Raw genomic sequence first — 22,872 nt, 5'->3', positions numbered from 1 at the left:
TTTTGGGAATGTTTGGCCTCGATCCGACAGTGATTGCAATCATCGCGCTTGCGGCGATCGCCGCAGGCGCCGTGAGCTATGGCGTGCTGTTCTCGCGCATCGAGACCGACAAGCGGACACAGAGCCGCGTCAGCAAGGTCGCCACGGCCGAGACCGATCGCGTCAAGGTCAAGGCCTCGCGCGACCGCCTGTCGGAAATGACCAAGCGGCGCAAATCCGTGCAGGATTCGCTCAAGGAACTCGAAAAGAAGCAGGCCGAAGCCAACAAGAAGAAGCAGGTGACGTTGAAGGCGAAGATTGCCCAGGCGGGCCTCGGCTTCACCGAAACGCAGTTCTATATCGTCAACGCAGTGCTCGGGTCGGCGATTTTCGTCGTCGGCTTCATCTTCGGCATGCCGCTTTTCCTGACGCTGGGCATCGCCTTCGTCGTCGGCGTCGGCCTGCCGCGATTCTTCGTCTCCTTCATGTTCAAGCGGCGGATGAAGAAGTTCATCGAGGAACTGCCCAACGCGCTCGAAGTCATGGTGCGTTCGATCAAGTCGGGCCTGCCGCTCAACGACGCGATCCGTCTCATCGCCGGTGAGGCGAGAGAACCCGTCAAGGGCGAGTTCCGCAAGGTCGTCGAAGCCCAGCAGCTTGGGCTCTCCGTGCCGGAAGCCATCAGCCGCATGAATTTGAGCGTGCCGCTGCAGGAGGTCAACTTCTTCTCGGTGGTCATCACGATCCAGGCACAAGCCGGCGGCAATCTTTCCGAAGCGCTTGGCAACCTCGCGCGCGTGCTGCGCGAGCGCAAGAAGATGAAGGCCAAGGTCTCGGCGCTGTCCATGGAAGCCAAGGCGTCGGCGGCGATCATCGGCGCGCTGCCCTTTATCGTCATGGTCCTCGTCTACCTGACCTCGCCGCAATATATGATGATCCTGTTCACCGATCCGCGCGGTCACCTGATCCTTGGCGCTTCGGGCATCTGGATGTCGATCGGCATCTTCGTCATGCGCAACATGATCAATTTCGATATTTGACGGGGACGGCACGATGCATAACGAACTGGTAAGCACGCTGACGAACCCGACGATCATCATCGCCGGCCTGGTGGCGATCGCGGTGTTCGCGACCATCTACAGCCTGATCTTGCCCTATTTCGACCAGGGCGGGCTGGACAAGCGCATGCGCGCCGTCACCACCGAGCGCGAACAGATCCGCGGCCGCGAGCGCGCCCGGCTGAACGCCGAGGCGTCGAGCCAGAAGGCCAGCCTGCGCGTCCAGAACAATTCCTCGGTCCGACAGATCGTCGACCGGCTCAATCTGCGCGAGGCGCTGGTCGATACCAGCACGGTCGACAAGCTGCGCGCTGCGGGCTACCGTTCGCAGAACGCGCTGAACATGTTCCTGTTCGCCCGTTTCTTCCTGCCCTTCGTGTTTCTCGCCGCCGCGGCGTTCTACATCTTCGTGCTCGGTTACCTGGCCAACCAGACCTTCATGGTGCGGCTCCTGACCGTGGTGGGCGTCAGCTATCTCGGCTTCTATTCGCCCAATATCTTCATCTCCAACAAGATCGGCAAGCGACAGAAATCGATCCGCCGCGCCTGGCCGGATGCGCTCGACCTGATGCTGATCTGCGTTGAATCCGGTGTCTCGATCGAAGCCGCGATCCGCCGCGTCGCCGACGAACTGGCCCAGGCCTCGCCGGAACTGGCCGAGGAAATGATCCTCACCAATGCCGAACTCTCCTTCCTGCAGGAACGGCGGCAGGCTTATGAAAACCTTGCCAAGCGCACCCAGCTCGACATCGTCCAGGCCGTGACCCAGGCGCTGATCCAGGCCGAACGCTACGGCACGCCGGTGGCCCAGGCACTGCGCGTGCTCGCCCAGGAAAGCCGCGACCAGCGCATGAACGAGGCCGAGAAAAAGGCCGCGGCACTGCCGCCCAAGCTGACCGTGCCGATGATCCTGTTCTTCCTGCCGGTGCTGATCGCGGTTATTCTCGGGCCGGCGGGTATTCAGGTGTCGGACAAGTTCTGAGACAGAACAGAGGGGGTACCACAGGCTCTGACGCTACCCCTTCACCCGCGCATTCTCCGGATCATAGAACGGCGTCAGCGACACATTCGCCTTGACCCGCTCCGTCGCCACTTCGAGCTCATATTCGCCGGACAGGACATAATCCTCCGTCACGCCCCTGGCATCGCGGATATAGCCATAGCCGATGGACTTGCCGATCGTATAGCCGAAGCCGCCGGAGCTCAGCCAGCCGACGCGCTGGCCGTTGCGGTAGATGGTCTCGCGGCCGAGCAGCACGACATCGGGATCGTCGACCGTGAATCCGGCGAACATTTTTCTGACGCCATTTTTCAACTGCGCTTCGACGGCGGCGCGGCCGCGGAAATCGACCTTGGATTTCGTCTTCACCGCCCAGCCGAGGCCGGCCTCGACGGGCGTATGGTCGGGACCGATATCGGAGCCCCAGGCGCGGTAGCCCTTTTCCAGCCGGAGGCTTTCGATGGCGCGGTAGCCGGCATTGACGAGGCCATGCACCTTGCCCGCGTCCATCAGCAGATCGTAGATGCCCGCGGCATATTCGACCGGCAGGTGCAGCTCGTAGCCGAGTTCGCCGACATAGGTGATGCGCAGCACCCTGACCGGCGCGCCGCCGATGCCGATGGTGCGGAACTGGGCAAAGGGCAGGGCGGCGTTGGAGACATCCGCCGAGGTGACCGCCTGCAGAATGTCGCGCGCCTTTGGCCCCATCAGCGACAGCACGGTATAGGCCGAGGTCACGTCGATCAGGCTGGCATGGGCGCTGTCGGGAATGTTGCGGTTGATCCAGTCGAAATCATGCGTGGCGAAGCCGGTGCCGGTGACGATGTAATATTCGTCCTCGGCGATGCGGGCGCAGGTGAGATCGCATTCGATGCCGCCGCGATCGTTGAGCATCTGGGTATAGGTGAGCGAGCCGGGCTTGCGGCCGACATTGCCCGCGGCGATCCACTGCAGCGCGGCTTCGGCGTCGCGCCCTTTGAGCGTGAACTTGGCGAAAGATGTCTGGTCGAACAGCACGGCGGTTTCGCGCGCGGCCTTGTGCTCCCGGCCGACCGCGACGAACCAGTTCTGACGGCCGTACGTGTAAATATCTTCCGGCTTTTCGCCCTTGGCTGCATCGGCAAACCAGTTCGGCCGCTCCCAGCCGAGCTTTTCGCCGAAGGCGGCGCCCTGGGCCTTCAAGCGGTCATAAAGCGGCGATTTGCGCGCCGGCCGGCCGGAGGAATGTTCCTCGAACGGCCAGGCCATGGTGTAATGCTTGCCATAGGCTTCGTAGGTGCGGGTGCGCACCCAGTCGGTGTCGAAATGCGGCCGGCCGAAGCGGCGGATATCCACGGGCCAGAGATCATAGGGCGCCTCGCCCTTGGCGGCCCATTCAGCCAGGGCCATGCCGGCGCCGCCGCCCGAGGCGATGCCGAAGGCATTGAAACCGGCGCCGACGAAGAAATTCTTCAGTTCCGGCGCCTCGCCGAGGATGAAATTGCCGTCGGGGGTAAAGCTTTCCGGACCGTTCAGCAATTGCTTGATGCCGATCTCCTGCAATTTCGGCACCCGGCCAAGCGCGAACTCCATGATCGGCTCGAAATGATCGAAATCGCTGTCGAGCAGGGTATAGTGAAAGCCCTCGGGAATGCCCTTTTCGGCCCAGCCGATCGGGTTCGGCTCATAGCCGCCCATGACCAGGCCGCCGACCTCTTCCTTGTAATACGTCAGCCGGTCCGGGTCGCGCAGCGTCGGCAGGTTGGAGGGCACGCCAAAGGCCTCGGTGATCACATATTGATGTTGCACCGAGACGAGCGGCACATTGACGCCGAAGCGGGCGGCGAAGGCGCGCGTCCATTGCCCGGCGCAGACCACGACCTTCTCGCATTCGATCCGGCCGCGTTCGGTGACGACGGCCTTGATCCGGCCATTGGCGATTTCGAGATCGGTGACTTCGATATCCTCGAAGATCGACACCCCGGCCATGCGCGCGCCCTTGGCGAGCGCCTGGGTGATGTCGGATGGATTGGCCTGGCCGTCGGTGGGCAGGAAGGCTGCGCCGACGACGTCGTCGACCTGCATCAGCGGCCAGAAGTCCTGCGCTTCCTTGGGCGACAAAAGGTGCATTTCCAGGCCGAAGGAATGGGCGGTGGTCGCCTGGCGCTTCACCTCGGTCCAGCGCTCTTCGTTGCAGGCGAGCCGCATGCCGCCATTCATCTTCCAGCCGGTGGCGAGTCCGGTTTCGGCCTCGAGCGTCTTGTAGAGTGCCACCGAATGGCCGAGCAATTGGGTGATATTGGCGCTGGTCCGCAGCTGTCCGACAAGGCCGGCGGCATGGAAAGTCGAGCCGGAGGTCAGCTTCTTGCGTTCGAGCAGCACGGTGTCGGTGAGGCCGAGTTTGCCGAGATGGTAGGCCGTCGAGCAGCCGACAATGCCGCCGCCGATCACCACGATCTTTGCCGTTGAGGGGAGCTCTTTCATGCCGGTGGATCCTCAGATTTCCTGGAAGGCGGCATAGGCCGCATCGAAGCGTGCACGGTTTTCGGCCGTATAGGTCTTGTAATCGAAGCCGATGGTGGAGTGGATTTCCGACACCATGCTCCACATCGTTTCGCGCAGCAACGAAGCGCATTTCATCGCCTTGTAGCGGCGCCAGAGCGGCTCGCTCAGCATGGTCTCGAAATAGGCTTCCAGCAGCGACGCCTCGCGCTCCTCCGAAAGCTGGTTGTTGGAGGCAAGGCCGCCGAGATCGAAAAGCGGCGAATTGAACCCCGCATAGTCCCAGTCGATCAGCCAGAGCCGCTTGCCGTCATCGAGAAAATTGGCCGCCAGCAGGTCGTTGTGGCCGAAGACGACAGAATAGGGACCGGCCGCCGCTTCGAGTTTCTGCGATTTCTGCAGCAGAATCTTGACTTCGGGCAGGTATTCGCTGTCGCCGTCCTTCAGCGTATTTGCATAGTCACGGATCACCTGGAACACCCAGAAGATCATGGCCGGGCCGCGGAAATATTTCGGAATGTCCTCATGGCATTTGCGCAGGAGCGGAATGATCCGCTTGATCATTGCCGGATTGTCGATGTCGGCGGAGGAGAGCGTCTTCGCCTCGACATAGTCCATCACCAGCACGCCCGGCGCATGATGCAGGATGGCGGGCGAAATGCCGGCGGCCTCGGCTGCGCGAGACGCGGCGAGTTCATTGGCGCGGCTGATCATGTGCACGGCGATGTCGTCGCCCAGCCGCACGGCGACCGTTCTGCCTCCGTCTTTCACGCGGTAGTTGCGATTGGTCATCCCGCCTGAGAGTGGCTCGATTTCGATCTTCCCCCGCCAGAAGTCGAGATTTCGGATGCGGTCCTCCGGACTTTCCACCATGCATTGCTTCCCGAAGGTAAGAGATAGAAACGATGGGCGGCACCATAGAATAGCGGCGGGACGATTGTAAATTGCCTCGCGGAAATGTGTCTTGTTTTCCGTCAATTACGCCGCAAAGCGGACCACCGGCCGTCGCATGACGGCGCACGTCTTGCCGAAAATCCGGAAATCATGTTCAACACATGCTCTATTGGAGCTTGGTTCGACCTTGGGGGCCGGAATGAAGACACTCGTGATTGGCGGCAGCCATGCCGCACTGGCGCTCGCCGCGGAACTGCGCAAGCTTTCGCCTGAGGCGGAAATCACCCTGGTCAGCGCCGATCCGGAACTGCCCTACCAGCGGCCGCCGCTCTCCAAGGCCTATATGTCGCAGAAGGTGAGTTTCGACCAGATCCTGTTCCGGCCGGCCGATTGGTACGAGACCAATCGCATCGCGCTGAAAAACGGCATGCGGGTCGAGACGATCGACCGCGAGAAGAAGACGGCGACGCTTTCGGATGGCGAGACGCTGTCCTACGATCATCTGGTCTTCGCCACCGGCGCCCGGCCGCGGCGCCTGCCCGCCGCAATCGGCGGCACGCTGCCGAATGTTTTCGTCATGCGCGATCTCTCCGATGCCCATGATCTGATGGCGCGGATGCAGGACGGCGCGCGGCTGGTCGTGATCGGCGGCGGTTATATCGGCCTCGAAGCAGCCTCCGAGGCTGCCAAGAAGGGCGTTTCCGTCACCGTCATCGAGGCGGCTGACCGTATTCTCAAGCGTGTTGCCAGCGAAGAGACGGCCGACGATGTCCGCACGCTGCACCATGAGCATGGTGTGCGCATCTTCGAAAATGCCAGCCTGGTGAAGATCGTCGAGAAAGACGGCCAGGCGAGCGGCGTCGAACTGACCGACGGTTCGATCATCGCGGCCGATTTCGTCATTACCGGCATCGGCGTCGTGCCGGACACGGCGCTGGCCGAGGCCTGCGGGCTCATTGTCGCCAATGGCATCGTCATCGACAAGCATTTGCGCACCTCCGACCCGTCGATCTTCGCCATCGGCGACTGCGTCTCCTTCCCTTACCGGCACATGATGATCCGGCTGGAATCGGTGCAGAACGCCAATGACATGGGCATTGTCGCGGCGCAAAACATCATGCATGCCAATGTCGAATACAGGCCCGTGCCGTGGTTCTGGTCCGATCAGTTTGAACTCAAGCTGCAGATTGCCGGCCTGAACATCGGCTATGACCACGTGATCACCCGCCCCGGCGCGCGCGAAGGGGCGAAGTCGCACTTCTATTTCCGCGGCGACGAATTCCTCGCCGCAGACTGCCTCAATGACGGCGCCACCTATATGGTCGCCCGGCGCATTCTCGAAGGCGGCAAGACCTTGACGCGGGCGCAGGTGCAGGATCATTCTTTCGTGCTGAAATCCCTCCTCTGATCCGCCCACGGAGTTGCCATGCCCGCCCCTGAAAATCTGCTCAAGGCCCGCCTGAAACGCGGCGAGGCCACCACCGGACTCTGGCTGTCGCTGGCCAACAGCTATACGGCCGAACTGGCGGGCACGATCGGCTTCGACTGGGTGATGATCGACGGCGAACATTCGCCGAACGATCTGCGCACCATCATGGAGCAGCTGCAGGTGTTGAAAAGTTCGGCTTCATCCGTGTGCGTGCGGCCGCCGATCGGCGAAACCTACCTGATCAAGCAGCTTCTCGACATGGGAGCGCAATCGCTGCTGATCCCGATGGTGGAAAGCCGTGAACAGGCCGAGATGCTGGTCAGGGCAGTGCGCTATCCGCCGCGCGGCGTGCGTGGCGTCGGCGCCGGCTCGGCCCGCGCCGCCGCTTTTGGCACCGTCGACAATTATCTGGCCACGGCCGATGACCAGATTTGCCTGATGCTGCAGCTCGAAAGCCGCGCGGCAATCGCAGCCCTCGACGAAATCGCCACGGTGGACGGCGTCGATTGCCTGTTCATCGGCCCGTCCGATCTCTCGGCCGACATGGGCCATCTCGGCAATCCCTTCGCGCCGGAGGTGCAGTCGGTGATCGAGGATACGATCAAGCGTATCCGCGCCCATGGCAAGGCAGCCGGCATCTATATGCTCGACCCAAAGCATGCCAAGCACTACCAGGACCTCGGCGCCAACATGATTACGGTCGCCTCCGATGTCGGCACGTTGGTCAACGGGCTCAAGCAGATCAAGCAGATCTACGCATAGCGGCTCGGTCAATTTTGTTAAAAAGATAACAAGACCGGTTGACGGTTCACAGATTAGCCGGCATTTTCTGGTCGAACCGTGAATGGGGACAAAGCTGATGGTACGCAACAGGGAACGGCTCGACAGGCTCGGAGCGTTGATCCTTGAGCGCGGCGTCATCCATCTCAGAGACGCCGCCCAGGCGCTCGGCGTCTCCGAAATGACCATCCGCCGCGACATTGCCGGCGAATCGAGCCGCTTCGTCTATCTCGGCGGCCATATCATGCCGGCCCAGGCGGTCGAGCCGGAACAGCCATACGAACTTGCCATTGCCGCCGACAAGCATGCATCGGCGAAGCGCAAGGCTTGCCAGTTCGCCGTCGAGCATCTGCGCGCCGAGGACACGGTGTTCATGGACTGTGGCACGACGCTGATCCATCTGGTCGACCTGCTGCCGAACGACATGCCGCTGACCGTGGTCTGTTACGCGCTCAACATTGCCGAGCGGCTAGCCTCCAAGCCGCATGTGCGGCTGATCATGATGGGCGGCTTCTATCACCCCGCCTCCGCTTCCTTCTCCGGCGAGGCGGGTCTGACGCTGCTCGACCAGCTTGGCGTCAACACCGCCTTCCTCTCCGCCGCCGGCCTCGACGCGGCGCGCGGCGCCACCGCCATCCACTTCCATGAGGCGGAGATCAAGCGCAAGGCGATGAACATTTCGGCGCGCAATATCCTGGTGCTCGACAATTCCAAGCTCGGAAGAATCCGACCGGCCTTCTTCGCCAAGGCCGACGATTTCGATGCGATCTATACGGAAGAGGGGGCATGGGAGCCGGAAGGCGAGGAATGATATATTGCCGCATTCCAGCCGCCGTTTCAGCCCATAGTCCCTTGACGATTTGCCGATTTGATGTAAATAGAACAGCATCTGTTAGAATTATAACAAATCTGCCGCTGGCAGGGTCGGGAGGCCGACATGGACAAATCTACGATCGATAAACCGCTTGGGCTCGTCAATCACGGCTGGCCGCGCAATCCGGGCATGGAGCTCGACCTCGGCTGGGTCATGGACCAGCGCGTCAATCTCTCCGCCGGCGAGCGCCGCGTTGCCACGCTGCCGGGCCGCCGCACGGTGAAGAAGGATGCACAGGCCGCCTGGCTGCTGAAGGCCGTCACCTGTATCGACCTGACGACGCTCAACGGCGACGACACCGCCGGCCGCGTCAAGCGCCTCTGCGCCAAGGCCGCGAGCCCGGTGCGGCAGGACCTGCTCGACGCTCTCGGCATGGGTGACCGCAAGATCACCACTGGCGCCATCTGCGTCTACCACCGCTTCGTTTCGACCGCCGTCGAGGCGCTGGATGGCACCGGCATTCCGGTGGCTGCCGTTTCCACCGGCTTTCCCGCCGGCCTGTCGCCACACGACACCAAGCTGAAGGAGATCGAGGCTTCCGTCGCCGATGGCGCTCGGGAAATCGACATCGTCATCACCCGCGAACATGTGCTGACCGGCAATTGGGAAGCGCTCTATCGCGAAATGCAGGATTATCGTGCCGCTTGCGGTGACGCGCATGTCAAGGCGATCCTCGCCACCGGCGACCTGAAGACGCTGCGCAATGTCGCGCGCGCCTCGCTGGTCTGCATGATGGCCGGCGCCGACTTCATCAAGACCTCGACCGGCAAGGAAGGCGTCAATGCGACGCTGCTCGTGACGCTGGTCATGCTCAGGATGATCAGGGAATATGAGGAGCGCACCGGCTTCAAGGTCGGCTACAAGCCGGCCGGCGGCATTTCCACCGCCAAGGACGTGCTGAACTACCAGTTCCTGATGAAGGACGAGCTGGGCCGCGAATGGCTGGAGCCGGATCTGTTCCGCATCGGTGCTTCGAGCCTGCTGGCCGATATCGAGCGCCAGCTCGAGCATCACCTTACCGGCGCTTACTCGTCGTTCGTGCGCCATCCGATCGGCTGATCGCCCGGAGCGGTTTTTCGGAACCGCTCCCGCCCGTTTTAGCGCGTTTCAAGGGCAGTCTACCCTGCCCGCGAAATGCTTGAGGAGCCCAAAATGTCCGTTGCAACCTATTTCGACGAAATGTCCTACGGTCCCGCCCCCGAAGCCGATACCGAAGCCCGCGCCTGGCTGAAGCGGCACAATTCCACCTTCGGCCATTTCATCAATGGCGAATTCCGCCCCTCTGCCGGCGGTGAAACCTTTACCACGCATGAACCGGCCACCAACGCCGATCTAGCCAAGCTCGCCATTGGCACGGCTGCAGATGTCGACGCCGCCGTTGCCGCCGCCCGCAAGGCCCAGGCGCAGTGGGCAAAGCTTTCCGGCCATCAGCGCGCCCGCCATCTCTATGCACTGGCCCGCATGATCCAACGGCACGGCCGCCTGCTCGCCGTGATCGAGGCGATCGACAACGGCAAGCCGATCCGCGAGACGCGCGATATCGACGTACCGCTCGCCGCCCGGCATTTCTATCACCATGCCGGCTGGGCGCAGCTGACGGAAACCGAATTCGCCGATCACAATCCGGTCGGCGTCGTCGGCCAGATCATTCCCTGGAATTTTCCGCTGCTGATGCTTGCCTGGAAGGTCGCGCCGGCGCTGGCGCTCGGCAATACCGTGGTGCTGAAGCCGGCTGAATTTACCTCGCTGACGGCGCTGCTGTTCGCCGAACTGGCGGCTGCCGCCGGATTGCCGGCGGGCGTGCTCAACGTCATTACCGGCGAAGGCGAGACCGGCGCGCTGGTTGTTGACCATGCCGGGATCGACAAGATCGCCTTTACCGGCTCGACCGAGGTCGGCCGCATCATCCGCGAGAAAACCGCCGGCTCCGGCAAGTCGCTGACGCTGGAACTTGGCGGCAAGTCACCGTTCATCGTCTTCGACGATGCCGATATCGACGGCGCGGTCGAGGGCGTGGTCGATGCCATCTGGTTCAACCAGGGCCAGGTCTGCTGCGCCGGCTCGCGCATTCTGGTGCAGGAAGGCGTGGCGCCGAAATTCCATGCCCGGCTGCGTCGCCGGATGCAGACGCTGCGTGTCGGCCATCCGCTCGACAAGGCGATCGACATGGGCGCGATCATCGACCCGGTGCAGCTCCGCCGCATCGAAAAACTGGTCAACCAGGGCGTCGAGGAAGGCGCCGAACTCTTCCAGAGCGAAATCGACCTGCCGAAGACTGGCTCTTTCTATCGCCCCACTTTGCTTGCCAACGTCCAACCGACCTCGATCGTCGCCACCGAGGAAATCTTCGGGCCGGTCGCCGTCTCCATGACCTTCCGCACGCCGGAAGAGGCGGTGCAGCTTGCCAATCACACCCGCTACGGCCTCGCGGCATCCGTCTGGAGCGAGACGATCGGCCTAGCCTTGCATGTCGCGGCAAAGCTCGCAGCGGGCGTCGTCTGGGTCAATGCCACCAATCTCTTCGATGCCTCGGCCGGTTTCGGCGGCAAGAAGGAGTCCGGCTTTGGCCGCGAGGGCGGCAAGGAAGGCGCATACGAATATCTGAAGCCGAAGGCCTGGGCCAATGCCAAGCCACGTGCGGAAATCGCCGTGCCGCAGCTCAAGACCACGCCCGGCGATTTCGCAGCCCCGGTGGTCGACCGTACGGCAAAGCTTTTCGTCGGCGGCAAGCAGGCGCGGCCGGACGGCAATTATTCGCGGCCGATCCTGTCGCCCAAGGGCAAGGTGGTCGGCGAAGTCGGCGAGGGCAATCGCAAGGACATCCGCAATGCCGTTGCCGCGGCGCAATCCGCCTCCGGCTGGGCCTCCGCCACAGCGCATAACCGGGCGCAGATCCTTTATTACATCGCCGAGAACCTGGCGTCCCGCGAGGATGAATTCGCCGCCCGCATCGCCGCCCAGACCGGCCGCAGCCCGGCCTCGGCCAAAGCGGAAGTCGAGGCTGCCGTCTCGCGTCTCTTCACCTATGGCGCCTGGGCCGACAAATATGAGGGCCTGATCCACACGCCGCCGCTGCGGGGCGTGGCACTGGCGCTGCCGGAACCGCAGGGCGTGGTCGGCGTGATCTGCCCGCCGGAAATGCCGCTGCTCGGCTTCATCTCGCTGGTCGCCCCGCTGGTCGCCGTCGGCAATCGCGTTGTCACCGTGCCTAGCGAACCCTATCCGCTGTCGGCCACGGATTTCTACACCGTGCTCGAAACCTCCGATGTCCCGGCCGGCGTGATCAACATCGTCACCGGTTCGGCGATGGAGCTCGGCAAGTCGCTCGCCAGCCACAACGATGTCGACGCACTCTGGGCTTTCGGCTCGCAGGCGCTGTCGGCGATGGCGGAAAAGGCCTCGATCGGCAATCTGAAGCGTGTGTTTACCGATTACGGCAAGGGCTTCGACTGGATGGACCCCGCCCAGGGCGAGGGCCCGCTTTTCCTGCGCCGCGCGACGGACGTGAAGAACGTCTGGATTCCCTACGGGGAATGAGGGTTTCCTCCGCTCGACGGGCAGGTCAATCACCGATGCACTGAACACTCCTCTCGATAGGGAGGAGTGTCTTCTTCACCGAAGCATTGCCGCAGCAAGGAGAACTTGGGGCGCCAGCGGCGATGCACATTCCACCTCGCCCCGGGGCAGTTTTCGGCGCAGCCGGAAAAGCCTCGAAGGGTCCATATCGCGGCATATCCCCCCATTCTTCGACAGTCCCAAAAATGGTCGGACAACCGATGGCGAGAATCTGCCAAGGTCTCACCGCCGGGATCATGCTTTGTGGGGAAGCCGGCATTCAAGGGGTGAGAGACGTGATGAAATTTCTGAGACTTTCCGTCGTCGCGATGGCTTTGATCGGMATTCTCGGCGGCGCGGTGGCATCCGCCGAAACGCTGACTTTCCAGCTCAGCAATGATTATGGCGCGGTGGATATGGAGTTCTACAGCCAGGACCGCGACCATGTCTGGCCGGGCAATGGCCAGATCTATCCGCTGCTCGAGGGCCGCCAGCACATCACCTTGTCCTGCCAGGACGACGAGAATATCTGCTACGGCGCCTGGGTCTCGGGCGACAAGAACGGCATCTACTGGGGCGTCGGCCCAGGCCAGCGCGGATCGTGCCCGAACTGCTGCTATCATTGCAACGGCGGCAGCACGCGGCTGATCTCGATCCAGGAATAATCAGGCAAGCAAGGCGGTCATGGCGATCCATGGCCGTGCGCCTTCCGATGGCTCCAACCACGCTTGACCATCGCGGTCCGACCTTCTATTTAGAATTATTCTAAAAAGGTGCCGCGATGTTCACCAATCCTTTCAGCCCGTCAAAGCGGCCGCTGTCTTCTCTCTCCGAGCAGGAGATCTTGGCGCTTGCCATTTCCAATGAGGAAGACGACGGCCGCATCTATCTCGCCTATGCCGATGCGCTACGCACGGACTACCCGCATTCGGCGAAAGTGTTCGAGGACATGGCGGAGGAGGAGAGCCATCACCGCCAGATCCTGATCGATGAGCATAAGGTGCGCTTCGGCAACCGCATTCCACTGGTCCGCCGCGAGCACGTGCGCGAATTCCCCGAACGCAAGCCCGATTGGCTGATCCGCACGCTGTCGGTGGCCGAAGCCCGCAAGCAGGCCGAACTGATGGAGGAAGCCGCCCATCGCTTCTACCTCAAGGCCGCACAGCAGTCGACGGATGCCTCGACGCGCAAGCTGCTGGGCGACTTGGCCATTGCCGAGAAGCAGCATGAAGGGCTGGCGCATCAACTGGGCGAAAAATATCTGCCGGACGATGCCCGCGAGGAAGAGGACGAGACCGCGCGGCGGCAATTGGTGCTTACCTGGGTGCAGCCCGGTCTTGCCGGGCTGATGGACGGATCGGTGTCGACGCTGGCGCCGATCTTCGCCGCCGCCTTCGCCACCGGCGACACGACAAAAACCTTCCTGGTTGGCCTGTCGGCTGCAGTCGGCGCCGGCATTTCCATGGGCTTCACCGAGGCGGCGCATGACGATGGCGTGATTTCCGGGCGCGGCTCRCCGATCAAGCGCGGCGTCGCTTCGGGCGTCATGACCGCCATTGGCGGGCTGGGGCATGCGCTGCCCTATCTGATCCCGAATTTCCGGCTGGCGACGACGATCGCGGTGATCGTGGTGTTCGTCGAACTCTGGGCGATCGCCTTCATCCAGAACCGCTATATGGAGACGCCGTTCTTCAAGGCGGTGCTGCAAGTGGTGCTGGGCGGGGCACTGGTGCTGGCGGCCGGCATATTGATAGGAAACGCCTGACGGAGACCGTCAGGCGTTTGTAAAAACTCAGCAAATCGTCGATCAGTTGTTGACGGCGCCGACCACGACTTCGTCGGAATTCTCGATCGTCACCCAGCGGCCCGTGTTGAACGAGGCCTGCCGCTTCAGATAGCGGTAGGGCGTGTCGGACCAGAGCTTGACCTCGCTGGTCAGGTTGTCGAGGATATAGTCACCATCGGAGGTCCGGAGCGTCAGCACCGCATGGCCTTCGCCATCGGGCTTGCGCACCACGGTCATCAGCAGGTCGGCCGGCGAGAAACCCGCCTGCAGCAGCATGCGGCGCTTGAGCAGCGCGAAATCCTCGCAATCGCCGGCATAGGTCGGATAGGCCCAGACCTCATCCTTGCCGTAGAGTTCCTGGTCGGTCATCGGAATGATGTCGTGATTGACCTTGAGGTTGACGTCCTGGACGATATCCCAGCCATGCTCGGTAACGCGCGGCGCCACGGTGTTGGCCGACTTGATATTGCACTCGTCCTCATGGATCTGGCAGAATTCGTAATGGCCGATCGGCTGCGAGGTGATCGCGCCCACCTGCATGAAGCGGGAAGCCGCATCTGCATTGGAGCTCAGAAGAAGCCCTGCCAACACGGACGCAATCGTCCAGCCAGCCTTTGTGATGATCCCGGTCATTGCCCGCCCCATTCATCCGTTAACAAAGAGTAAACAGGATCAGGGGCGAAATTGTCAACGCGTTAAGGAACCGTTAACCATAATGTTCGTTTAACATGGTTAAGAGCGGGGCGGTATTTAAGCATCTTGTGACATTGCGAGCACAGCCGAACAGATTCGCTCAAGGTCCTCCGGCCGCGACAGGCGATGGTCGCCTTCTCGAATCAAGGTCAGGATCGCGTCGTCGCCGACGATTTTCTCCATGACCGTCATCGCGTGCTTATAAGGGACGTCGGGGTCCTTCATGCCCTGCAGGATATGCACCGGGCAGCCGGTTTCGATCAGCCCGTCCATCACCCGGTTGGCGCGGCCGTCCTCGATCAGCGCTTTGGTGTAGCGATAGGGTTCCGGGGAATATTGCGACGGCTTTTCGAAATAGCCCTTCTGGTCGAGCTCGCCGCGCTCCTTGTCGGTCAGCCGCGGCTCGATCAGTTCGGCGGTGAAATCCGGCGCCGGCGCGATCAGCACGATGCCGGCCAGCCGCTTGCCCTGCTTGGCTTTGCGCAGTTCTTGCGTGATCCTGAGTGCAATCCAGCCGCCCATCGACGAGCCGACCAGGATCAGGCGCCGCTTGCCGGTAAAGGCCTTGAGCACGGCCATGGCGTCTTCGAGCCAGATGGAGATCGTGCCACCGGTATAGTGTCCGCTCGACCGTCCGTGCCCGCTATAGTCGAATCGCACGAAGCCAAGCCCGTGCGCCAGCGAAAATTCCTCGAGCGCCACGGCTTTCGTGCCGGTCATGTCGGAGAGAAAGCCGCCGCACCAGACGACCACCGTTTTCGCCTTCTTGCCCGCAGGCTCGCAGGCGATAACGGCGATATCGCGCGGGCTGTCACCGGCGCCCGCGGCAATGAATGTCGGCGATTGTGTGGAAGCAGTCATCGAAAGTCCTTGTCGGCTCTTGCAAACCGGTGAAATTGCACCATTTTCAGGGATGATTTTTGTCAGAAGTCATGCTACGAAGTCTTCTCTCAGCCGGATCGCCATTGCATTCGAATGCCGCTGATGGCAGAGGAAACCGCTATTGTAAACAATCCAGGAGAATACGACCATTCGCAGACCTTTCAAGGCGGAAGGCCCTACCAAAGACGGACCGCGTTCGAATAGGGAAATCCGCGTCCCCCGCATTCAGCTCATTGACGCAGAAGGCGCCAATCAAGGCATTGTGCCGACCGACCAGGCACTGGCCATGGCGGAAGCCGCCGGCCTCGATCTCGTCGAGATCTCGCCCAACACCGAACCGCCGGTGTGCAAGATTCTCGACCTGGGCAAACTGAAGTATCAGACCCAGAAGAAGACGGCCGAAGCCCGCAAGAAACAGAAGATCATTGAAATCAAAGAAATCAAGATGCGTCCCAACATCGACACGCACGATTACGACGTGAAGATGAAGGCCATCCAGCGTTTCTTCGACGACGGCGACAAGGTCAAGGTGACCTTGAAATTCCGTGGCCGTGAAATGGCTCACATGGAGCTCGGCATGAAGCTCCTGCACCAGGTTCGCGACGACACTCAGGCCATTGCCAAGGTCGAGGCCGAGCCGAAGCTCGAGGGACGTCAGATGATGATGGTCCTGGCGCCGAAATAAGCGCCATCCGGCAGATTCCCAGAAAAAGCCGTCCGGCGCGCGCCCCGGACGGCTTTTTGCTGACAGGACGCTGACAGGCGGACTCAGCAAGCTGTCAGCATGGATGCGGCATCATCCTCTCATGGAATCGATACGGCGATTCCAGCGAAAGCGGGTCGGACCCGCGATCTAGGAGAGGTCAACATGCAATTGAAATCCCTGGGAGTAAAAGGGCGTCGGGCAATCCTCGCGTCCACGGTCGCGTTGTCATGGCTCGTGACCAACCCGCTACTGCCGAACCTCGAAGGCGCCGCCTTCGCCAAAGGCAATCACGGCCAGCACGATCAAGGCGTCGGCGGCAAGCACGGCACCCACCATGGCAAGACCGAGACGCATCACAACCACCGTGGTGGCAAAAGCAATTCGACGACCCAGACGACCACCGATGATGACGACGATAGTTCGGACGATGACAGTTCCGACGACGACGGCACGGATGACGACAGCACCGACGACGATAGCGGCGGCACCGACGACAATGGCACCGATGACGATGCCGGCGGCGTCGACGACTGATCCTGCTTGAATTTTCCAAACGGTTCGCCGCCCCCGCCGCCCAGCACCGGCGAACCTGCCCGCCACTCCCCCGGTGGCGGGCCTCACTGCCGATTCGATTTGATTGACCGTCGCCCGGGCTGCGTCCATGATTGGTTTTCCGAGTTGAGGCGGTCCGCATGATCGAAAGGCGCTCATTTATCGTGCTTGTGGCGCTGACAACGCTGCTTCTGCCGGCGCCAGGCCCGCTCAGGCCTGCGCATGCGGACGACGGCGGTCATGATGATGGCGGTCACGACGATGGAGGCCATGATGACGGTGGGCATGACGATGGCGGGCACAACAACGATGACGGCGGCGGCGACAACAACAATGACAACGGCGCCAATACCAGCAATCATCCTGGCACCGACCAGGACCAGGCCCTGCGTGCGGTCAGGAACGGCAGTATCATTTCGTTGAAGAAGGCGCTCGGGATCGTCGACACGCGCTTTCGCGGCAAGGTCATTGACGTCAAGCTGGTCTCGATCCTCGGCCGGGCACAATACCGGATCAAGATGCGGCATTCGGACGGCGTGATCTCGACCATCCGGCTGGACGCCAAGACCGGCGCCTTCGTGGGAATTCTGGGATTCTGAGGATAAAATGCGCATTCTGCTTGCCGAAGACGATGGCGCGATTGCTGCCCTGGTAGCCGGCCAGCTCGACGCCGCCGGCTACCTGACGGAGCGCGCCACGCATGGGCCGGAGATCTGGGAACGTGGCGAGACGGGTGACTATGCCGCCATCATTCTCGACCTTGGCCTGCCGGGCATGGATGGCCTTTCCATCCTTCGCCGCTGGCGCCAGGCAGGCGTCGTCACCCCCGTCCTGGTGCTGACGGCGCGCGGTTCGTGGATGGAGCGCGTCGACGGTTTCGACGCCGGCGCAGATGATTATCTGCCAAAACCGTTTCGCGCCGAGGAACTGCTGGCACGGCTGCGCGCGCTCTTGCGCCGCTCGCAGCTACGCGCCCAGGTTCTCGTCACCGCCGGCCGTTTCGGTCTCGATGAGATCGCCAAACGCATCAGTTTCGACAACCAGCCGATCGAAGTCAGCCCGATGGAATACCGGCTGCTCTCCTATCTCGTCAGTCGGCCGGGCCAGGCGGTATCGGCGATGGAACTGGCGACGCATGTGCAGGGGCGCGACGACGACGCGGCCAAGAACGCCATCGAGGCGATGGTGACGCGGCTCAGGAAGAAGACGGCGCCCGATTCGATCCAGAACCGGCGCGGCTTCGGCTACCTCATCACAGGCGATGCGGAATGATCCGCTCCCTGCGGTTCCGGCTGGCAGTCGGCGCCGCGGTGGCGATCGCGGTGGCCTTGCTGCTCGTCTGGTGGACCCTCAGTCGTGTCTTCACAGACTATGTTGTCGACCAATATCGCACGGAGATGACCGTGCTTTCAGACAGTCTGACGGCGGCGGTGACGATCGAGAACGGCCGGCCCCGGCTTTCCAGCACCCCATCCGATCCGCGGCTCAACCTTCCCGCTGGAGGGCGCTATTGGGAGCTTGAAGTTGGCGAAAAGGTCGTTGAGCGCTCCCGCTCGCTCTGGGACACGGTGATCGCCGACGAAAGCCTTAAGGCATCAAAATACCGCGACTTCAAGATCGGCACCGGGCCGGACGGCAATGATATCCTGGTCATGGCGCAGAAATCTCGGATCGGGGAGGGGCAGAATGCCCAGATTTTCTGCATCTACACCGCTTTCCCCAAATCCGAGCTGAACGTGGCTCTCACCGGCTTTCATGGCCAGTTGCAATTGATGCTGCTGATCACCGCCGCCCTGCTGGCCACCGGCGCCACGATCCAGGCGGCAGCCGGCCTCGCACCGCTCGATCGCCTCAGGCGCAAGATAGCCGAGATCCGCGCCGGCACGCTGACCGAACTCGGCAATGAAGGACCAAGCGAGGTGCTGCCGCTGGTGCGCGAGATCGACCTTCTGCTCAAGGAGCGCGAAACCGCCGTCGAGCGGGCGCGCAGCCGTGCCTCCGATCTCGCCCATGGCCTCAAGACGCCGCTGACGGTGCTGGCGCAACTCGCTGCATCGATGGACCCGGAATCGGCGGCGATGGCGCTCAAGCAGGTCGATGCCATCCGCCAGCGCGCCGACCGGCAATTGCAGGCCGCCCGCCTGGGTGTCGAGCGCATGGCGACGGCCGATGTCGGGGACCTGACGCACAGGCTGATCCAGGTCCTGAAGCCGTTGACCGACCAGCGTGCATTGCGCTGGAAGGTCGACATGACCGGCGACCTGAAGGTGACGATCGATCCGGCCGACCTCGCCGAAGCCATCGGCAATGTGCTGGACAATGCGACGAAATGGGCCAATGCCGTGATCGCGGTGACGGCTGAGAGACGCGGCGAGCGGGTGATCCTCGTCGTTGCCGACGATGGCCCCGGCGTCGAAGAAAGCCAGTATGACGACATCCTCAAACGCGGCCAGCACGCCGATGACGAGACAGGCGGGTCCGGCCTCGGACTGGCGATCACCCGCGATATCGCCGAGGCCTATGGCGCAAGTATCGTGCCCGGCCGCTCGGACCTAGGAGGGCTGGAAATCACGCTCGACATGCCGGTCAATCCGCCCCGCCATACGGTGGCAAGGCCGGTGTGACCTCTATTTTGCCGTGGGAGAAATCCAGGCGTAGCCGAACGCGTAGCTGTCCTGATTATGCGCAAAATGATAGGGCAGTGCGAGTGAGCGCGCATCGATCCTGGCGTCTGCATATCCGTTGGCCGCCAGCCACTGGCGAAGCGCTTCCGGCATCTCGCCATCTCCAGGCATCGACCAGGCAAGCAGCAGCGGTCGCGTGGCGCTGGCGGAAAAGGACAGCGTAAAATCGGGATGTTGGGGTGTCATCGCCGGCACACCTGGAAGCAGCAGGGCGATATTGCCGGCGAGGCGCCGGTCGCCGGCAATCACCACGGCGGGAGCGATTTTGGGCTCCGACACGACGCTTTCGACAAAGCGGTCTGTCGGAATGTTGAGCCGCGTATAGCCCCCTGAAGGCGCCATCAGGACGCGGAGCGCGATGCTGGCCGGCACCGCGATCAGGATGATCAGCGGTATCGCCAGCAGGCCGGGATGCTTCAGGCGGTTGGCAGCGTCCACCGCTTCGATCTTCAGGCAGAGATAAAGCGGCAGGATCAGCAGGAAGGGATCGAGCCAGCGTTCGCGCACCATGACCGTCCCCGTGCCGATGATGACGAGCAGCAAGGCGGCCAGCAGGATCAGCAGCATCCGCTCGATGATGCGGATCGTCGGCGACGATGCCGTCAGCACGGTCCACGCCTGCCGACGATAGACGCCGGTAAAAATCACCAGCGTCAGCGCCGAAAATGCGAGAAAAGCCACGGCCAGCGACGCCACACCCCTGATCGACGAGACCAGCCCGGGTGAGGTCTTGTGGTGATCCTTCATCTTGCCGAGTGTCTCGGCGGTCGCGAAATCCAGATGCCGGATCAACCAGATTGCATGCGGCAGGACAAGCACGAAGGCCAGAAGCAGGGCGATAAGAAGCCGCCAGTTCCATATCCGGTCGCGCAAATCCCGCTCCGGCAACACGGCAAGCAGGGCGGCCACCGGCAGGAGCACGAAATTATACTTCGCCAGCACCCCCAATGCGACCGCAAGGCCGGCGATCAGATATGCAAAAATGTCCGGCCGGACCAGGATGCGGCACAAGGCATAAAGGAAGAGAGCGGTTGCCGCGATCAGGGCCACGGTATGGGCGAGATCCTGTTCGGCCATGAACGAGACCTGCGGCAGGGTGAGCAGGCCGAGGACGGCAATGATCTGAAGACTGCGATCCCTGAGCACCTGGCGCGCCGCCAGCCAGGAAAGCAGATAGGTCGAGAACAGCAGCGCATTCTTGAGCAGGCTCAGCCCGAGCAAGGATCTGCCGACCAGAGCGAAGGTGCCGATCTGCAGCCAGTTATAGAGTGGCGGCTGCGGTCCGTAGCCGAGCGCCAGCCATTGCGAGAAGAACACCTGCTCGGCTTCGTCGAGCTCCAGCGATGCCGGCAGGCTCAGGCGAACGATGATGTTGACGGCGAAATAGAGCGCCAGAACCAGGAAGAGCAGGCTGACGGGCCGCGCGATCCGGGACGCCACATCAATCCTCGCCGTAGGTCTTGCGGATCACATAGCTGATCGTGCCGGTATGCGAGCGGGCGAGCATTTCGGCGAGAATGCCGGTGGTGATCATCTGCACAGAGCCGATGAACAGCATCATGGCAATGGTCAGCATGGGCCGCGTGCCGATGCTTTCGCCGAAACCGAATTTCAGGATGAAGAGATAGAGGAACATCAAGGCGCTGATGCCGCCGAAGGAGAGCCCGATCATGCCGAAGAAATGGCCGGGCCTCGCCCGGAACCGCATGAAGAACAGCACGGCGAGCAGATCGAGGATCACCCGGAAGGTGCGGGAAATGCCGTATTTCGAGGTGCCGAACTGGCGGGCATGGTGGTTGACCACCACCTCACCGATGCGTGTCGACGGCACGACGCTCGCCACCCAGGCCGGAATGAAGCGATGCATGCCGCCCATGATCCGGACCTGCTTGACGATCTCGCCGCGATAGAGTTTCAGCCCGCAGCCATAGTCATGAATCTTGATGCCGGTAATATTGCCGATCAGCCGGTTGGCGATCCAGGAGGGAATGAGCCGCAGCCAAAGCCCATCCTGCCGGCTCTTGCGCCAGCCGCAGAGCATGTCGAGCTCGCGCTCTTCGAGTTCAACGATCATCCGCGGAATGTCGAAGGGATCATTCTGCAGATCGCCGTCGAGCGTGGCGATCAGCCGGCCACGTGCCGCATCGAAACCGGCCTGCAGGCCGGCTGCCTGGCCGAAATTGCGCTGGAATTCGATGATCCTGAGATCGAAGCCGGGCTTGCCGAGCTCCTTGCGGGCGCGCGCGAGCGTTGCATCGGTCGAGCCGTCGTCGATGATGATGAGTTCCCACGGCTTGCCGAAATCCTTGAGCGCCTCGGCGACCCGCTCGATCATCAAGGTGACGTTCTCTTCCTCATTGTGCAGGGGAATGAGGACGGAGAGCTCAATCGCATATGCCGGCTCGGTGTCGGCCTGCAAGGCGGATGGTGACTGTAACAACGCGGGTTGCTCCGGAATGGGCTGGTTTTGCAAGCGCCTTCTGTTATAGCAGGCGCCGCAGCAAAGCAATCGATAGGGAAGGCCCACAGTTCCATGCAGGATTGGTTTCGCCGAAACCGCATAGCACTTCTGGCGGTTCTGGTGATCGCCGCCTATGCCGGCTTCGTGCAATGGATCTGGGGCTGGGGCGTCATCCTGGAAGGCTGGCGCGCTGTCGGCGTCTGGACCATTCTCGCGGCCTTGGCGCTGCTGGTTGGCACCTATGTCATCCGGACGCATCGCATGCAGGATTATTTTCCGCGCGAGACGGCCGGCCGCTTCCTCTGGCTGTTCCGGGTGACGCAGATCCACAATCTGCTCAACATCATGCTGCCTTTTCGTGCCGGCGAGACCAGCTTTCCGCTGCTGATGCGCTCGGAATTCGGCGTGCCGCTGGCGCATGGCACGGCCGCGCTGCTGGTTTTGCGCCTGCTCGACCTACATGCGCTGCTGGCGGCGGCGGGGGTGGGGCTGGTGGCGGATACAGGATATAAGGTGTGGGCGTGCGTGGTCTGGCTGATTTTTCTTGTTCTGCCGCTGCTGCTCTTTCCGTTGAAAGAGCCGGCCGTCGGGCTGGCCCGGCGGAAGCTGCCGGAAAAGATCGTCAAATTTGCCGATCAGATCGAGGATGGCATTCCGCGCGACGTCGCAGCTTTTTTGCGCGCCTGGTTTCTCACCGTGCTGAATTGGGGCGTCAAAGTCATCGTGCTGGCCTGGGTGCTGCGCCTGATGGGCATTGACCCGATCGCGGCCTGTTTTGGCGGGGCGCTGGGTGGAGAATTGTCGTCTGTGCTGCCGGTGCATGCGCCGGGTGGCGTCGGGACATATCCGGCTGGCATTGCGGCGGGGGCGGCGGCGTTTGGGATTAGCAAGGCGTCGCTGTCACTGCTGGCGAAGGCGAGCATCAATGCGCATTTGTTGGTGATCGTTTCTGCCGTCGTGGGAACGGGAATCTCTCTCCTGCTGCCAGCACCCCCCTCTGTCCTGCCGGACATCTCCCCCTCAAGGGGGGAGATTGGCAAGCGGCACGCTTCCCGCCC

The 22,872-nt window shown here is 62.3% G+C and carries 21 protein-coding genes; 15 read left to right on the top strand and 6 right to left on the bottom strand.

The window, feature by feature from the left end; translation table 11 throughout:
- Positions 1-8 precede the first annotated feature (8 nt).
- Both AC1D06_RS25690 and AC1D06_RS25685 read left to right on the top strand, forming a co-directional pair.
- Entirely contained in the window at positions 9-1,019 is a 1,011-nt protein-coding gene (locus AC1D06_RS25690; protein WP_477988637.1) for a type II secretion system F family protein, read from the top strand.
- A 13-nt stretch (positions 1,020-1,032) separates the two neighbouring features.
- On the top strand, positions 1,033-2,019 hold the full coding sequence (locus AC1D06_RS25685) for a type II secretion system F family protein (RefSeq protein WP_477876209.1): 987 nt from the start codon (positions 1,033-1,035) through the stop codon (positions 2,017-2,019).
- Positions 2,020-2,052: 33 nt separating this feature from the next.
- On the opposite strand, the gene AC1D06_RS25680 is transcribed toward AC1D06_RS25685, so the two are convergent.
- Together AC1D06_RS25680 and AC1D06_RS25675 are read right to left on the bottom strand one after the other, a co-directional pair.
- On the bottom strand, positions 2,053-4,500 hold the full coding sequence (locus tag AC1D06_RS25680; RefSeq protein ID WP_477988635.1) for a GcvT family protein: 2,448 nt from the start codon (positions 4,498-4,500) through the stop codon (positions 2,053-2,055).
- A gap of 12 nt (positions 4,501-4,512) precedes the next feature.
- Entirely contained in the window at positions 4,513-5,391 is an 879-nt protein-coding gene (locus AC1D06_RS25675) for a phosphotransferase (RefSeq protein WP_477876207.1), read from the bottom strand.
- Positions 5,392-5,611: 220 nt separating this feature from the next.
- Here AC1D06_RS25675 and AC1D06_RS25670 point away from each other — a divergent pair, with 220 nt between their 5' ends.
- The 7 genes from AC1D06_RS25670 to mbfA all read left to right on the top strand — a co-directional run bounded on the left by AC1D06_RS25670 (position 5,612) and on the right by mbfA (position 13,815).
- A complete protein-coding gene (locus AC1D06_RS25670) occupies positions 5,612-6,820 on the top strand; it encodes an NAD(P)/FAD-dependent oxidoreductase (protein WP_477988633.1) in 1,209 nt (402 codons plus the stop codon).
- An 18-nt stretch (positions 6,821-6,838) separates the two neighbouring features.
- Entirely contained in the window at positions 6,839-7,603 is a 765-nt protein-coding gene (locus tag AC1D06_RS25665; RefSeq protein ID WP_477988632.1) for an HpcH/HpaI aldolase family protein, read from the top strand.
- Positions 7,604-7,700: 97 nt separating this feature from the next.
- Complete coding sequence (locus tag AC1D06_RS25660) at positions 7,701-8,432, top strand: DeoR/GlpR family DNA-binding transcription regulator (RefSeq protein ID WP_477876204.1); 732 nt, start codon at positions 7,701-7,703, stop codon at positions 8,430-8,432.
- Positions 8,433-8,558: 126 nt separating this feature from the next.
- Complete coding sequence (deoC, locus tag AC1D06_RS25655) at positions 8,559-9,554, top strand: deoxyribose-phosphate aldolase (RefSeq protein ID WP_477988631.1); 996 nt, start codon at positions 8,559-8,561, stop codon at positions 9,552-9,554.
- A 93-nt stretch (positions 9,555-9,647) separates the two neighbouring features.
- A complete protein-coding gene (locus tag AC1D06_RS25650) occupies positions 9,648-12,032 on the top strand; it encodes an aldehyde dehydrogenase family protein (protein ID WP_477988630.1) in 2,385 nt (794 codons plus the stop codon).
- Between the two features lie 317 nt (positions 12,033-12,349).
- On the top strand, positions 12,350-12,715 hold the full coding sequence (locus AC1D06_RS25645) for a hypothetical protein (RefSeq protein ID WP_477876201.1): 366 nt from the start codon (positions 12,350-12,352) through the stop codon (positions 12,713-12,715).
- A gap of 116 nt (positions 12,716-12,831) precedes the next feature.
- A complete protein-coding gene (mbfA, locus tag AC1D06_RS25640) occupies positions 12,832-13,815 on the top strand; it encodes an iron exporter MbfA (protein ID WP_477988628.1) in 984 nt (327 codons plus the stop codon).
- A 42-nt stretch (positions 13,816-13,857) separates the two neighbouring features.
- On the opposite strand, the gene AC1D06_RS25635 is transcribed toward mbfA, so the two are convergent.
- Entirely contained in the window at positions 13,858-14,469 is a 612-nt protein-coding gene (locus AC1D06_RS25635; protein WP_477876199.1) for a transglutaminase-like cysteine peptidase, read from the bottom strand.
- A 117-nt stretch (positions 14,470-14,586) separates the two neighbouring features.
- Positions 14,587-15,390, bottom strand: a complete 804-nt coding sequence (locus AC1D06_RS25630) for an alpha/beta hydrolase (RefSeq protein WP_477876198.1) — start codon at positions 15,388-15,390, stop codon at positions 14,587-14,589.
- 169 nt (positions 15,391-15,559) lie between these two features.
- Between AC1D06_RS25630 and infC the strand changes: the two genes are divergently transcribed.
- The 5 genes from infC to AC1D06_RS25605 all read left to right on the top strand — a co-directional run bounded on the left by infC (position 15,560) and on the right by AC1D06_RS25605 (position 19,293).
- Positions 15,560-16,096 (top strand): translation initiation factor IF-3, encoded by a 537-nt coding sequence (gene infC / locus AC1D06_RS25625; protein WP_477876242.1) that lies wholly within the window; start codon positions 15,560-15,562, stop codon positions 16,094-16,096.
- Positions 16,097-16,279: 183 nt separating this feature from the next.
- On the top strand, positions 16,280-16,651 hold the full coding sequence (locus AC1D06_RS25620; protein ID WP_477988626.1) for a hypothetical protein: 372 nt from the start codon (positions 16,280-16,282) through the stop codon (positions 16,649-16,651).
- A 158-nt stretch (positions 16,652-16,809) separates the two neighbouring features.
- Positions 16,810-17,268 (top strand): PepSY domain-containing protein, encoded by a 459-nt coding sequence (locus AC1D06_RS25615; RefSeq protein WP_477988624.1) that lies wholly within the window; start codon positions 16,810-16,812, stop codon positions 17,266-17,268.
- Between the two features lie 7 nt (positions 17,269-17,275).
- Positions 17,276-17,941, top strand: coding sequence for a response regulator transcription factor (locus AC1D06_RS25610; RefSeq protein WP_477988623.1), 666 nt, complete (start codon positions 17,276-17,278; stop codon positions 17,939-17,941).
- Entirely contained in the window at positions 17,938-19,293 is a 1,356-nt protein-coding gene (locus tag AC1D06_RS25605) for an ATP-binding protein (protein ID WP_477988621.1), read from the top strand. The genes AC1D06_RS25610 and AC1D06_RS25605 overlap by 4 nt, the downstream gene beginning before the upstream one ends.
- Positions 19,294-19,296: 3 nt before the next feature.
- Here AC1D06_RS25605 and AC1D06_RS25600 read toward each other — a convergent pair whose 3' ends face one another.
- The gene (locus AC1D06_RS25600; RefSeq protein ID WP_477988620.1) at positions 19,297-20,793 is read right to left on the bottom strand and encodes an ArnT family glycosyltransferase; all 1,497 of its coding nucleotides are present in this window, start codon (positions 20,791-20,793) and stop codon (positions 19,297-19,299) included.
- Position 20,794: 1 nt separating this feature from the next.
- Complete coding sequence (locus tag AC1D06_RS25595; protein WP_477988619.1) at positions 20,795-21,793, bottom strand: glycosyltransferase family 2 protein; 999 nt, start codon at positions 21,791-21,793, stop codon at positions 20,795-20,797.
- A gap of 93 nt (positions 21,794-21,886) precedes the next feature.
- Here AC1D06_RS25595 and AC1D06_RS25590 point away from each other — a divergent pair.
- On the top strand, positions 21,887-22,872 hold a 986-nt coding region (locus AC1D06_RS25590), incomplete at its 3' end, for a lysylphosphatidylglycerol synthase domain-containing protein (RefSeq protein WP_477988618.1).

Source organism: Rhizobium sp. P2_G2 (genome assembly GCF_056403555.1).
The sequence above is the reverse complement of the archived record's forward strand: the minus strand, read 5'-3'. Positions and strand labels throughout refer to the sequence as shown.

Coding starts and splice junctions, on each gene's coding strand:
- AC1D06_RS25690 (WP_477988637.1), top strand. CDS start 9: ATGTTTGGCCTCGATCCGACAGTGATTGCAATCATCGCGCTTGCGGCG.
- AC1D06_RS25685 (WP_477876209.1), top strand. CDS start 1,033: ATGCATAACGAACTGGTAAGCACGCTGACGAACCCGACGATCATCATC.
- AC1D06_RS25680 (WP_477988635.1), bottom strand. CDS start 4,500: ATGAAAGAGCTCCCCTCAACGGCAAAGATCGTGGTGATCGGCGGCGGC.
- AC1D06_RS25675 (WP_477876207.1), bottom strand. CDS start 5,391: ATGGTGGAAAGTCCGGAGGACCGCATCCGAAATCTCGACTTCTGGCGG.
- AC1D06_RS25670 (WP_477988633.1), top strand. CDS start 5,612: ATGAAGACACTCGTGATTGGCGGCAGCCATGCCGCACTGGCGCTCGCC.
- AC1D06_RS25665 (WP_477988632.1), top strand. CDS start 6,839: ATGCCCGCCCCTGAAAATCTGCTCAAGGCCCGCCTGAAACGCGGCGAG.
- AC1D06_RS25660 (WP_477876204.1), top strand. CDS start 7,701: ATGGTACGCAACAGGGAACGGCTCGACAGGCTCGGAGCGTTGATCCTT.
- deoC (WP_477988631.1), top strand. CDS start 8,559: ATGGACAAATCTACGATCGATAAACCGCTTGGGCTCGTCAATCACGGC.
- AC1D06_RS25650 (WP_477988630.1), top strand. CDS start 9,648: ATGTCCGTTGCAACCTATTTCGACGAAATGTCCTACGGTCCCGCCCCC.
- AC1D06_RS25635 (WP_477876199.1), bottom strand. CDS start 14,469: ATGACCGGGATCATCACAAAGGCTGGCTGGACGATTGCGTCCGTGTTG.
- AC1D06_RS25630 (WP_477876198.1), bottom strand. CDS start 15,390: ATGACTGCTTCCACACAATCGCCGACATTCATTGCCGCGGGCGCCGGT.
- AC1D06_RS25620 (WP_477988626.1), top strand. CDS start 16,280: ATGCAATTGAAATCCCTGGGAGTAAAAGGGCGTCGGGCAATCCTCGCG.
- AC1D06_RS25615 (WP_477988624.1), top strand. CDS start 16,810: ATGATCGAAAGGCGCTCATTTATCGTGCTTGTGGCGCTGACAACGCTG.
- AC1D06_RS25610 (WP_477988623.1), top strand. CDS start 17,276: ATGCGCATTCTGCTTGCCGAAGACGATGGCGCGATTGCTGCCCTGGTA.
- AC1D06_RS25605 (WP_477988621.1), top strand. CDS start 17,938: ATGATCCGCTCCCTGCGGTTCCGGCTGGCAGTCGGCGCCGCGGTGGCG.